Source organism: Actinospica robiniae DSM 44927 (assembly GCF_000504285.1).
Taxonomy (GTDB): domain Bacteria; phylum Actinomycetota; class Actinomycetes; order Streptomycetales; family Catenulisporaceae; genus Actinospica; species Actinospica robiniae.
Genome location: NZ_KI632511.1, coordinates 5,126,915 through 5,139,787, shown reverse-complemented (window position 1 = coordinate 5,139,787; position 12,873 = coordinate 5,126,915). Strand labels below are relative to the sequence as shown.

Below are 12,873 nucleotides of genomic sequence, written 5' to 3'. Positions count from 1 at the left end.
GGTAGGGGCGCGGAAGACTGTCGGACAGGCAAGCGAAGGCGGGAAGTCGAGCGTGGGTGTCGTAGGCGCGCTGTTATTCGTGCTCGCTCTGTTGATCTCGATCGTGCTGCACGAGGCGGGCCACATGTGGTGCGCGCGCTGGTCGGGCGGCAAGGTGACCGAGTTCTTCGTCGGATTCGGGCCCAAGCTGTGGTCCTTCCGGCGGGGCGAGACCGAGTACGGGGTCAAGGCCATTCCGGCCGGCGGGTACGTCAAGATCGTCGGAATGACCGATCTCGACGAGATCGAGCCGGGCGACGAGGACCGCGCGCTCAAGTACAAGCCGGCCCGCAAGCGCCTGCTCACCCTCTCGGCCGGCTCGCTCATGCACTTCCTGATCGCGCTGCTGCTGTTCGCCTTCATCCCGATGCTCTTCGGCCTGCAGAAGTCCACCACGACGGTGGGCACGGTCTACCCCTGCATGGTGCCGAGCGGGAAGAACGCCGGAAGCACCACGGCCTGCCAGACCGGTCAGGTCAGCCCGGCCGCGAAGGCGGGCCTGGTCTCCGGCGACACGATCCTCGACGTGAACGGCAAGCCGGTGCCGGACACGACCACGCTGGTGGACTCGCTCCGCGCGCTGCCCGGCGGCAAGCCGGCCCAGCTGACCGTCCGGGACGCGCAGGGCCACACGAAGACGCTGCAGGTCACCCCGGTCGGCGGCGCCGCGGTCACGGAGAACGACGGCAGCACCGGCGTCGGCAGCGTGATCGGCATCCTGCCCGGCACCGTGCAGGTGCGGCAGAACCCGATCACGGCGATCAAGACCAGCGGCGACGACTACTGGCTCACCATCAAGGGCACCTTCCAGGGGCTGGCCTCGATCCCGGCGTCCATCCCGAAGCTGTTCCACTCGACCGTGGACCACACCCAGCGTTCCACCGACAGCCCGGTCGGCGTGGTCGGCATGGCCCAGGCCAGCGGCACGCTCTACCAGCAGGGCGGCGTGGGCGCGGTGCTGGCGCTGGTGGCCGAGGTGAACGTCTTCATCGGCGTGTTCAACCTGCTGCCGATCCTGCCGCTGGACGGCGGCCACATCGCGATCCTGCTCTACGAGGAGGGCCGCAAGCGGGCCTACCGCCTGCTGCGCCGGCCGGATCCGGGCCGGGTGGACCTGAACAAGATGATCCCGGTCGCCTACGTCTTCTTGATGGTCTTCGTCTGCCTGACGGTCCTTCTGGTCGCCGCGGACATCACCAACCCCATTCATCTGGGCTGACGCGGCGTCCGGCCGCGGGGGCGCCGCGATCCGCTCTGCGCCGTTCGGACGCGCGCGGTGAAGATCGGGTGAAGACCGGGTGCCGCTCGGCGACCGGAGTGCACCGCTGGCGAGCACGTGCCGTAGCGTGGACGGGTAGCAGCCTCGTCTGCGGAACAGAATCTTGGTAGAGCACGACCGCCACGACCCAGGGAGAACCCGACCCGATGACCGCTGTCGCACTCGGCACTCCGTCCGTGCCGGCCAAGCCGCTCGCGCCCCGCCGTGTCTCGCGGCAGATCCACGTGGGCTCCGTCCCGGTGGGCGGGGACGCGCCGGTGTCGGTGCAGTCGATGACCACCACGCTGACCTCCGACGTGAACGCGACGCTGCAGCAGATCGCGCAGCTGACCGCGTCGGGCTGCCAGATCGTCCGGGTGGCGGTGCCCTCGCAGGACGACGCGGACGCGCTGCCGATGATCGCGAAGAAGTCGCAGATCCCGGTGATCGCGGACATCCACTTCCAGCCCAAGTACGTCTTCGCCGCCCTCGACGCCGGGTGCGCGGCGGTGCGGGTGAACCCGGGCAACATCCGCAAGTTCGACGACCAGGTGGGCGAGATCGCCCGCCGGGCCAAGTACCTCGGCACCCCGATCCGGATCGGGGTGAACGCCGGCTCGCTCGACCCGCGGCTGTACGAGAAGTACGGCAAGGCCACCCCGGAGGCGCTGGTCGAGTCCGCGCTGTGGGAGTGCTCGCTGTTCGAGGAGCACGACTTCCGCGACATCAAGATCTCGGTCAAGCACAACGACCCGGTCGTGATGATCCAGGCCTACCGGCAGCTCGCCGCCGCCTGCGACTACCCGCTGCACCTCGGGGTGACCGAGGCCGGTCCCGCCTTCCAGGGCACCATCAAGTCCGCGGTCGCCTTCGGCGCGCTGCTGGCCGAGGGCATCGGCGACACCATCCGGGTCTCCCTCTCCGCCCCGCCGGTGGAAGAGGTCAAGGTCGGCACCCAGATCCTCGAGTCGCTCGGGCTGCGCAAGCGCGGCCTGGAGATCGTCTCCTGCCCCTCGTGCGGACGCGCCCAGGTGGACGTCTACACCCTGGCCGACCAGGTCTCCGCGGCGCTCGAGGGTCTCGACGTGCCGCTGCGGGTGGCGGTCATGGGCTGCGTGGTGAACGGCCCGGGCGAGGCCCGCGAGGCCGACCTCGGCGTGGCCTCGGGCAACGGCAAGGGCCAGATCTTCGTGCGCGGCGAGGTCATCAAGACCGTCTCCGAAGCCAAGATCGTCGAGACCCTGGTGGAGGAGGCGGCCCGGCTGGCCGAGGAGCTCGGCGTCGATCTCGGCGAGGGCGAACCGCAGGTGACGGCCGGCTGAGCCGGCCTCGGTGGACCCGTGCGGGCGGTGCGGCGGGGCGGCGCCGCGATCGAGACCGAACCGAAGAGTCGGGACAGGGCTTAAAGTGGTGCTGTGCCCTTCGAGTCGGTCCGCGTCCGCACGGGCGGCGCCATGTCCACCCCGCCGGCGCCGCGTCCTGCCGCGGGGGTGAGCTGAGCGGTGAACATGGTCACGCGTCTGCTCTCACCTTCCTCCGCCGCCCGCGTCCTCGGTCCGGGTGATCTCGGCGAGGCGCTCGACCTGCTCGCCCGGGACCCGGTGGACAACGTCTTCATCGCCTCCCGCGTGGCCGCCGCCGGGCTCGACCCGTGGCAGCTCGGCGGGGAGCTGTGGGGCTTCCACGTGGGCGGGCGGCTGACCTCGATGTGCTTCTCCGGCGCGAACCTGGTGCCGGTGTGCGCGACGCCCGAGTCGGTGCGCGCCTTCGCCGACCGCGCCCGCAAGCAGGGGCGGCGCTGCTCCTCGATCGTCGGCCCGCGCGAGCCGGTGCTGGACCTGTGGTCCTACCTCGGCGCGCACTGGGGCCGGCCGCGCGAGGTGCGGGCCAGCCAGCCGGTGATGGCCATCCGCGAGTCCTCGCCGACCGTCGCGCCCGACTTCCGGGTGCGCCCGGTGCGCCCGGCCGAGCTCGACGCGCTCATGCCGGCCTGCGTGGCGATGTTCACCGAGGAGGTGGGCGTCTCGCCGATCGGGGCCGACGGCGGGCACGGCTACCGGCAGCGGGTGGCCGAGCTGATCGGCGCCGGGCGCGCGTTCGCCTGGATCGACCGCGGCGAGGTGGTGTTCAAGGCCGAGATCGGCGCCGTCACCCGCGAGGTGTGCCAGATCCAGGGCGTCTGGGTCAATCCGCGCTTCCGCGGGCAGCGCGTCTCCGAGGGCGGGATGTCGGCCGTGGTCGAGTACGCGCTGCGCGACTTCGCACCGGTGGTCTCGCTGTACGTCAACGACTTCAACGCCCCGGCGCGCGCGGCCTACCACCGGGTGGGCTTCCGCGAGGTCTCGGAATTCGCCTCGGTTCTGTTCTGAAACTCCCTCCATCCGGGCCGGATCGGCAAACGCGTTCGAAGTGCGGCGCCCGGGCGGATATCCTCGGGTATCGGTTCGTCCATCCCCGCCTCCGAGGAGCCCCGCAGTGATCTCGCGCATGTCGTCGCTGTTCCTTCGCACCCTTCGCGATGATCCGGCCGACGCCGAGGTGCCGAGCCACAAGCTCCTGGTGCGCGCCGGCTACGTCCGCCGGGTCGCGCCGGGCATCTACTCCTGGCTGCCGCTGGGCAAGATGGTGCTCGACAACGTCGCGCGCGTGGTCAAGGAGGAGATGGACGCCTTCGGCGCGCAGGAGGTCCACTTCCCCGCGCTGCTGCCGCGGGAGATCTACGACGTCACCGGCCGCTGGACCGAGTACGGCGACAACATCTTCCGGCTCAAGGACCGCAAGGGCAACGACTACCTGCTCGGTCCGACGCACGAGGAGATGTTCACCCTCATGGTCAAGGGCGAGTACTCGTCCTACAAGGACCTGCCGGTGAACCTCTACCAGATCCAGACCAAGTACCGGGACGAGGCCCGTCCGCGGGCCGGCATCCTGCGCGGGCGCGAGTTCGTGATGAAGGACTCGTACTCCTTCGACCTGGACGACGAGGGCCTCAAGCGCGCCTACGAGCTGCACCGCGAGGCCTATATCAGGATCTTCACGCGGCTCGGCATGCAGTACCGGATCGTCTCGGCCATGTCCGGCGCGATGGGCGGCTCGGCCTCGGAGGAGTTCCTGGCCCCGGCGCCGACCGGCGAGGACACCTTCGTCCAGTGCACCGACTGCGACTACGCGGCCAACACAGAGGCCTTCGAAGGCCGCCCGGGCGCCGAGCTCGACGCGTCCGGCGTGCCCGCGGCGAAGGTGTTCGACACGCCGGACACGCCCACGATCGAGACCCTGGTGCAGGTGTTCCAGGGCTTCGAGGGGTTCGGCGAGACCACCGCGGCGAACACGCTCAAGAACGTGGTCGTCAAGCTGCGCCACCCCGGCGAGAAGGAGGCCGAGGTCCTGATCGTCGGCGTGCCGGGGGACCGGGACGTCGACATGAAGCGCCTCGAGGCCGCCGTCAGCCCGGCCGAGATCGAGATGTTCGAGGCCGAGGACTTCGCCAGGCACCCGGCCCTGGTACGCGGCTACATCGGCCCGCAGGGCCTGGCAGAGGCCGGATACACCTACAAGGTGGACACCCTGGTGGTGCCGGGCTCGGCCTGGATCACCGGGGCCAACGAGGCGGGCAAGCACGCCGCGCACGTGGTGAACGGGCGCGACTTCACCCCCTCGGGAACGATCGGCGCCGCCGAGGTGCGCGCCGGGGACGCCTGCCCGCGCTGCGGCTCGGCGATCACCATCGACCGCGGCATCGAGATCGGGCACATCTTCCAGCTCGGCCGCAAGTACACCGACGTCTTCCAGTTCGACGTGCTCGGCCCGGACGGCAAGCCGGTGCGGGTGACCATGGGCTCCTACGGCATCGGCGTCTCCCGCGCGGTGGCGGCCATCGCCGAGCAGAAGTACGACGAGCTCGGCCTGGTCTGGCCGCGCGAGATCGCCCCGGCGGACGTGCACCTCGTCGCCACCGGCAAGGACGACGCGGTGTACGAGGCGGCCGGCCGCCTCGCCGCCGACCTCGACGCGGCCGGCCTGCGGGTGCTGTTCGACGACCGGCGCTCGGCCTCGCCGGGTGTGAAGTTCAAGGACGCCGAGCTGATCGGCGTGCCGACGATCGTGGTGGTGGGCAAGGGCCTGGCCGAGGGCAAGGTCGAGGTCAAGGACCGCGCGACCGGCGAGCGCACGGACGTGCCGCTGGCCGACCTCGTCGCCACCCTCGCGGGCTGACGGACTCGCCACTGGCTTACCGGGGCCCCGGGAGCGACTACCCTGTGGGGTGCGCAGTTCGAGGTCCGCGCCGCGCCCCGGCTTTGCCGGAGGCGCGAAGGCGCGCGCCCCTGCGCGTCTGGCGTAGTCCCGTTGGTCCGTAGTCCGCCGCAGTCCCGCAGTCCCATACCGCCCGAGGAGCGAAGTCCGATGAGTCCCGCCGCCCGCGCCGAAATCGACGGGACCAAACTCCGCGTCCAGCTGGAACCGGTGGTGGCCGAGTTGGGCTACGACCTCGAGGAGGTCGTGGTGCACCGGGCCGGCTCCCGCCGGCTGCTGCGGATCGTGGTGGACGGCGACGACGGGGTCACCCTGGACGACATCGCCGAGGTCAGCCAGGCCGTCTCGGCCGCGCTGGACGCCGGCAACCAGATGGGCGAGACCGCTTATGACCTCGAAGTCACCTCGCCCGGGGTCAGCCGTCCGCTGACCGAGCCGCGGCACTGGCGGCGGGCGGCCGGCCGATTGGTGCAGGTGCCGCTGGCCTCCGGCGGCGAGGTCACCGGCCGGGTGGTGGAGACCGACGACGAGGCGGTCACCCTGGAGCTGCCGGGGAAGAAGCCCGGAGTGCCGGGTGAACGGCGCCGCCTCGGGTACTCGGAGCTGGGCAAGGGCAGGGTCCAGATCGAGTTCAACCGCCCCGGGGCCGACGGGGAGCCGGCCTGGGACGAGGCCGATGAAGACGTGGACGAGCAGAGCTGAGGGACCGTGGACATCGACATGAGGATGCTGCGCGATCTCGCGCAGGATCGAGAGATCTCGCCGGACCTGTTGTACGGGGCCATCGAGCAGGCGCTGCTGCACGCGTACGAGCACACCGAGGGCGCCCGCTCCGGCGCCCGGGTGGAGCTGGACCGCAAGAGCGGGCACGTCACCGTGTTCGTGAAGGAGACCGACGAGTCCGGCAGCCCGGTCGGGCTGGAGTTCGACGACACCCCGACCGGCTTCGGCCGGATCGCGGCGGCCACCGCCCGGCAGGTCATCGCGCAGAAGCTGCGCGAGGCCGCGGACGAGGCGGTGTTCAAGGACTTCGCCGCGCGCGAGGGCGACCTGGTCTCCGGCCGGGTGCAGCAGAGCGACGACCCGCGGCACGTGCTGGTGGAGATCGACTCGGGCAAGCAGGAGCGCTTCGAGGCGATGCTGCCGACCCCCGAGCAGGTGCCGGGCGAGCAGTACGGCCACGGCATGCGGATCAAGTGCCTGGTGGTCCAGGTGCGCCGGACCCCGCGCGGCCCGGCCGTGATCCTCTCCCGCAGCCACCCCAACCTGGTGCGCAAGCTCTTCGCGCTGGAGGTGCCCGAGGTCGCCGACGGCACCGTGGAGATCGCCGCGCTGGCCCGCGAGGCCGGGCACCGCACCAAGATGGCGGTGCGCTCGCGCAAGCCCGGGGTCAACGCCAAGGGTGCCTGCATCGGGCCGGTCGGCTCGCGCGTGCGCAACGTGATGACCGAGCTGCACGGCGAGAAGATCGACATCGTGGACTGGTCCGAGGACCCGGAGAAGCTGGTGGCCTCGGCCCTCTCGCCGGCCAAGGTCTCCAAGGTCAAGATCATCGACCTGGAGAGCCGCTCGGCCCAGGTGGTCGTGCCGGACTACCAGTTGTCCCTGGCCATCGGCAAGGAAGGGCAGAACGCCCGGCTCGCGGCGCGGCTGACCGGCTGGCGCATCGACATCCGCTCGGACGCGGATCCGGAGCGCTGAGCCGGGGCGCGGTGAAGATCGGCCCAGGGGCGCCGGGAACCTCCTGATCACGAGGGTATCGACGTGTTCTGACTCGGCTGACGCGGCATCAGACTCGGGCCCCGGCGGAACAAACGCCGGGGCCGCCGCGTTGTGTCGGTGCATGCCGATCTTGCCCCGGTGAGAACCGGTGGCGATTGGCGGTAGCATAGGGTGTGACTGGCCTGCCGGTAATCCCCGAAGTCCACGGCGTCCCGACGCGCATGTGCGTCGGATGCCGGGAGCGGGGTGCGCAGGACCTGTTGCTCCGTGTCGTCGTGGGGACGGGGGACTCGGGTGATCCCGAAGTCCGGCCCGATCCGCGGCGGCGCCTTCCGGGACGAGGGGCCTATGTGCATCCGCGTCCCGAGTGTCTCGCCCTAGCCGAGCGCAAGCGGGCCTTTCCGCGGGCATTGCGCCTGCCGGGACCGCTCGGGCTCGAGCCGCTGCACGCCGCGCTCGGTGTGCGACGGAGCGGGGAGTGAGGCAGGCTGACGGAGGGGAAGCAGGTCGTGGGCTCCCGTCGGGAGTCCATGCGGGCACGGCGTTATCAGGCGGAAGCAGGTAGAGAAACATCATGAGCACGCGATGAGCACACAGCGATGAGCACGCCCATGAAGTGACAGCGACGGTCACGCGGACTGAGAAGACGCGGACCGAAGATGAGGAGTGAAGTGGCCAAGGTCCGGGTCTATGAGCTCGCCAAGGATTTGGGTGTTGAGAGCAAGGTCGTCATGGCCAAGCTCCAAGACCTCGGTGAGTTCGTCCGTTCGGCGTCATCGACGATCGAGGCGCCAGTCGAGCGTAAACTGAGAGACTCCCTCGCGGCCGAGGGTAAGGGAGCGTCCGCGCCTGCGCGGTCCGGCGCCCCGCGGCCGACCCCCCAGCCGCGTCCCGCGGCGCCCGCCCCCGGCCCGAAGCCGGGTCCCGCGGCGGCGGTCAAGCCCGGCTCCGCGCCGGCCCCCAAGCCCGCCGGCCCCGCGCCCGCGCCGCAGGTCAAGGCGCAGGCTTCGCCTGCCCCGAGTACCCCGGCGACGCCCCCGGCGGCGAACCAGAACCCGTCGCGTCCCGCGGCGCCGGCTCCCGGCCCGCGTCCCGGCCCGGCGAACCCCAAGCCCAACCCGGCGGCCCAGCAGCCCCCGGCCCAGGGCGAGCGCGGCCAGCGTCCCGGCTCGGCCGAGCGCGGCCCCCGTCCGGCGACCCCCGGCCCGCGTCCGGGCGGCGACCGCCCGCGCGGCCCGCGTCCCGGCAACAACCCGTTCACCAGCGGCTCGACCGGCATGCCCCGGCCGCAGGCGCCTCGTCCGCAGGGCCAGCGCCCGGGCGGCGAGGGCCGCGGCGAAGGCGGCTCGGTCCCCGGCGCCCCGCGTCCGGGCATGCCGCCGCGTCCCGCAGCGCCCCGCTCCGGCGGCGGCCCCGGCGGTCCGCGTCCCAACCCGGGCATGATGCCCAACCGTCCCGGCCCGTCCCAGGGCGGCGGCGGACGCCCCGGCGGCGGCCCCGGCCAGGGCGGCCCGCGTCCCGGCGGCGGCCAGGGCGGCCCCGGCCAGCGCTCCGGCGCGCCCGGCGGTCCCCGTCCGGCCGGCGGCGCCCCGCGTCCCGGTGGCGGCGGTCCGCGTCCCGGACCCGGCGCCGGCTTCGGCCCGCGTCCCGGCGGCTTCGGCGGCGGCGCGAGCGGCGGCCCCGGCGGCGGCGGTGGCGGCGGCGGCTTCGCCGGACGTCCCGGCGGCGGTGGCGGCGGCGGTCGCGGCGGTCGCGGTGCCGGCACCCAGGGCGCCTTCGGACGCCCGGGCGGCCGTGGCCCGGCCCGCGGACGCAAGTCCAAGAAGCAGCGCAGGCAAGAGTTCGACAACATGCAGGCCCCGTCCATGGGCGGAGCGATGCTGCCCCGCGGCAACGGACAGGTCGTCCGGCTGCCCCGCGGCTCGTCGCTGATGGACCTCGGCGAGAAGATCGGCGCCAACCCGGCCGCGCTGGTGCAGGCCGCCTTCGCGATCGGCGAGATGGTCACCGCGACCCAGTCGGTCAACGAGGAGATCCTGCAGCTGATCGGCTCGGAGATCGGCTTCGAGATCCAGATCGTCTCGCCCGAGGAGGAGGACCGCGAGCTGCTCGAGTCCTTCGACATCGAGTTCGGCGAGGACGAGGGCGGCGAGGACGACCTCGCGGCGCGCCCGCCGGTGGTCACCGTCATGGGCCACGTCGACCACGGTAAGACCCGCCTGCTGGACGCGATCCGCAAGGCGAACGTGGTGGCGGGCGAGGCCGGCGGCATCACCCAGCACATCGGTGCCTACCAGGTCGCGGCCGAGATCCACGGCCTCGACCGGCGGATCACCTTCATCGACACCCCGGGCCACGAGGCGTTCACCGCCATGCGTGCCCGCGGTGCCAAGGTGACCGACATCGCGGTGCTCGTGGTGGCGGCCGACGACGGCGTCAAGCCGCAGACGATCGAGGCGCTCAACCACGCCAAGGCGGCCGACGTGCCGATCGTGGTGGCCGTCAACAAGATCGACAAGGAAGGCGCCGACCCGCTCAAGGTGCGCAGCCAGCTCACCGAGTACGGCCTGGTGGCCGAGGAGTTCGGCGGCGACACCATGTTCGTCGACATCTCCGCGCGGGAGAACATCGGCATCGAGGAGCTGCTCGAGGCGGTCGTGCTGACCGCGGACGCGTCCCTCGACCTGAAGGCCAACCCGCACCAGAACGCGGAGGGCGTCGCGATCGAGGCCCACCTGGACCGCGGCCGCGGTGCCGTGGCCACGGTGCTGGTCCAGCGCGGCACGCTGCGCGTGGGCGACACCATGGTCGTCGGCGACGCGCACGGCCGGGTCCGGGCCATGCTCGACGAGAACGGCAACAACGTCGAGATCGCCGACCCGTCCCGGCCGGTGCAGGTGCTCGGTCTGACCTCGGTCCCCGGGGCCGGCGACACCTTCCTGGTGGTCGAGGAGGAGCGGGTGGCCCGGCAGATCGCCGAGCGCCGCGCCGCACGCGACCGCAACGCGCTGCTCTCCAAGCGGCGGGTGCGGGTCTCGTTCGAGGACATCGACCGGGCCATGAAGGCCGGCGAGATCCAGCGGCTCAACCTCATCCTCAAGGGCGACGTGTCCGGTTCGGTCGAGGCCCTCGAGGACGCGCTGCTCAAGCTGGACGTCGGCGAGGAGGTCGACCTGCGGATCATCCACCGCGGCGTCGGCGCGATCACCGAGTCGGACGTGGACCTGGCGCTGACCAGCGACACGATCATCATCGGCTTCAACGTCCGGGCCGATGGCCGGGCTCGGACCAAGGCCGACCGCGAGGGTGTCGAGATCCGCTACTACTCGGTCATCTACCAGGCGATCGAGGAGATGGAAGCGGCGCTCAAGGGCATGCTCAAGCCGGAGTTCGAGGAGGTGCAGCTCGGCACCGCGGAGATCCGCGAGGTCTACCGCTCCTCCAAGTTCGGCAACATCGCGGGCACCCTGGTGCGTTCGGGCCTGATCCGCCGCAACGCCAAGGCCCGGCTCATCCGGGACGGCGCGGTGGTCGCGGAGAACCTGACCATCGACTCGCTGAAGCGGTTCAAGGACGACGCCACCGAGGTCCGCGAGGGCTACGAGTGCGGTATCGGACTCGGCTCGTTCAACAACATCCAGGTGGACGACGTCATCGAGACGTACGAGATGCGGGAGAAGACCCGCGCGTAGCGTCCCGGACACGGTGCCGGCGGACCCCGGCGGCACCGTGGCGGACGCCCCGCGCGCGGGATAACCCGTTGTCCCCACAGGCCCGATATGCAAGTCTCTTGCGTATCGGGCCTGCGGGCCTGGAATCCCTTCACCTCCCCTGGGCTGGGTCAAGCCCTGATGCCTGTGTCCGACGGCACCGTGTTCTCCGGAACGCTGAAGATCGACGTATTGTTGGGCGAGGTGCACTCGCTCAAGCAGAAGCGGGCGCTGATCCGGCCCGTTCTGGCCGACCTCAACCGCCGTCCCGGAGTGGGCGCGGCGGAGGTGGCGCTGCAGGATCTGCACCGACGCGCCGTGTTCGGCGTGGCCGTCGTGGCGGGCACGCACCGGCGGGTGGTAGAGCTTTTGGATGACTGCGAGGGCGCGGTGTCCTGGCGGCCCGAGCTCGAGGTCCTCTCGGTGCGCCGCCGCGTCCGCAGCGACGAAGACGACTGAGAATCAAAGGAGCGGACCATGGCGAACAGCACGCGTTCGGCGAAGCTGGCCGACCGGATCAAGGTGGTGGTCGCCGAGACGCTGAAGACGAAGATCAAGGATCCGCGTCTCGGGTTCGTCACCATCACCGACACCCGGATCACCGGGGACCTGCGGGAGGCCACGGTCTTCTACACGGTCTTCGGCGACGAGGAGGAGCGGGCCGCCTCGGCCGCCGCGCTCGAGTCGGCCAAGGGCATCCTGCGCAGCGAGGTCGGCCGGCAGACCGGGGTGAAGTTCACCCCGACCCTCGCGTTCATCCTGGACGCGATCCCGGAGGGCGCCCGGCAGATCGACGACCTGCTCGCCCGGGCCGCGGCCGAGGACGCCCGGGTGCGCGAGATCGCCCAGGGCAAGACCTTCGCGGGCGAGGCCGACCCGTACCGCGCGCCGCGTCCGGAGGACGAGGACGCCGAGCCCGAGGACGCCGAGCCGGACGACGAGGACGAGCGTTGAGCCGTCGGCCCAAGGCCTATGCGGACCGTCCGGCCCCGCCGGACGGTCTCGTCATCATCGACAAGCCCGGCGGCTGGACCTCGCACGACGTGGTCGGCAAGATGCGCCGGCTGGTCGGCACCCGCCGGGTCGGGCACGCCGGCACGCTGGACCCGATGGCCACCGGCGTGCTCGTGCTCGGCGTGGAGAAGGCGACCCGGCTGCTCGGGCACCTGGCGCTGACCCGCAAGGAGTACGAGGCGACCATCCGGCTCGGCCAGGCCACCGTCACCGACGACGCCGAGGGCGAGGTGACCGCGCAGGCCGACCCCGCCGCGGTGGCCGCCGTCACCGACGCGGCCGTGGCCGCCGGGATCGCCGCGCTCACCGGCGAGATCATGCAGACGCCCTCGTCCGTCTCGGCGATCAAGGTGGACGGCGTCCGCTCGTACCACCGGGTCCGTTCGGGTGACGAGGTCAAGCTCCAGCCCCGCCCGATCACCGTGTACGAGTTCGAACTCTTCGGGATCCGGCGCGAACCGGGCGTGCTCGACGCGGACGTGCGGGTGGTCTGCTCCAGCGGCACGTATATCCGGGCCCTGGCCCGCGATCTGGGCGCGAGCCTCGGCGTGGGCGGCCATCTGACGGCGCTTCGGCGCACGCGGGTCGGCCCGTACTCCCTGGCCGACGCCGCGTCACTGACGCAGCTCGCCGAGCGCGCCGAAGCGGGCGAGGCGGTGCCGGTGCTGCCGATCGCCGACGCCGCCGGAGCCGCGTTCCCGCGCTACGACGCGGACGAGGAGCAGGCCCGGGCGATCGCCCACGGCGGTCCGCTGCCGGCCCGCGGCCTCGGCCCCGGCCCCATCGCGGTGTTCGCGCCGGACGGGGCCTTCCTGGCTCTGGTCGAGGAGCAGGGCCGGCGTTGCAAGCCGATAGCCGTCTTCGTCTGAAGCCGGC

The 12,873-nt window shown here is 71.9% G+C and carries 11 protein-coding genes; all 11 read left to right on the top strand.

Features of this window, described 5'->3' with window-relative positions:
- The first annotated feature begins 52 nt into the window (after positions 1-52).
- The 11 genes from ACTRO_RS21630 (at position 53) to truB (ending at position 12,866) form a co-directional block, all read left to right on the top strand.
- A complete protein-coding gene (locus ACTRO_RS21630) occupies positions 53-1,258 on the top strand; it encodes a M50 family metallopeptidase (protein WP_034265693.1) in 1,206 nt (401 codons plus the stop codon).
- Between the two features lie 206 nt (positions 1,259-1,464).
- Entirely contained in the window at positions 1,465-2,619 is a 1,155-nt protein-coding gene (gene ispG, locus ACTRO_RS21625; RefSeq protein ID WP_034265690.1) for a flavodoxin-dependent (E)-4-hydroxy-3-methylbut-2-enyl-diphosphate synthase, read from the top strand.
- Between the two features lie 186 nt (positions 2,620-2,805).
- Positions 2,806-3,666, top strand: coding sequence for a GNAT family N-acetyltransferase (locus ACTRO_RS21620; protein WP_034265688.1), 861 nt, complete (start codon positions 2,806-2,808; stop codon positions 3,664-3,666).
- Between the two features lie 106 nt (positions 3,667-3,772).
- Positions 3,773-5,512, top strand: coding sequence for a proline--tRNA ligase (locus tag ACTRO_RS21615; RefSeq protein WP_034265684.1), 1,740 nt, complete (start codon positions 3,773-3,775; stop codon positions 5,510-5,512).
- A 189-nt stretch (positions 5,513-5,701) separates the two neighbouring features.
- Positions 5,702-6,253 carry a ribosome maturation factor RimP gene (gene rimP / locus ACTRO_RS21610; RefSeq protein WP_034265680.1) on the top strand — a complete coding sequence of 184 codons (552 nt, stop codon included), beginning with the start codon at positions 5,702-5,704 and terminating at the stop codon, positions 6,251-6,253.
- 6 nt (positions 6,254-6,259) lie between these two features.
- Positions 6,260-7,252: a transcription termination factor NusA gene (gene nusA, locus ACTRO_RS21605; RefSeq protein ID WP_034265677.1), complete on the top strand. Its 993-nt coding sequence runs from the start codon at positions 6,260-6,262 to the stop codon at positions 7,250-7,252.
- A 242-nt stretch (positions 7,253-7,494) separates the two neighbouring features.
- Positions 7,495-7,755, top strand: coding sequence for a YlxR family protein (locus tag ACTRO_RS45930; RefSeq protein ID WP_084317129.1), 261 nt, complete (start codon positions 7,495-7,497; stop codon positions 7,753-7,755).
- Positions 7,756-7,944: 189 nt separating this feature from the next.
- Entirely contained in the window at positions 7,945-10,965 is a 3,021-nt protein-coding gene (gene infB / locus ACTRO_RS50415; protein ID WP_034265674.1) for a translation initiation factor IF-2, read from the top strand.
- Between the two features lie 180 nt (positions 10,966-11,145).
- A complete protein-coding gene (locus tag ACTRO_RS21595; RefSeq protein WP_034276039.1) occupies positions 11,146-11,442 on the top strand; it encodes a DUF503 family protein in 297 nt (98 codons plus the stop codon).
- 18 nt (positions 11,443-11,460) lie between these two features.
- Positions 11,461-11,937, top strand: a complete 477-nt coding sequence (gene rbfA / locus ACTRO_RS21590; RefSeq protein ID WP_034265671.1) for a 30S ribosome-binding factor RbfA — start codon at positions 11,461-11,463, stop codon at positions 11,935-11,937.
- Complete coding sequence (gene truB, locus ACTRO_RS21585) at positions 11,934-12,866, top strand: tRNA pseudouridine(55) synthase TruB (RefSeq protein ID WP_034265668.1); 933 nt, start codon at positions 11,934-11,936, stop codon at positions 12,864-12,866. Before rbfA ends, truB begins: the two co-directional genes overlap by 4 nt.
- Positions 12,867-12,873 lie beyond the last annotated feature (7 nt).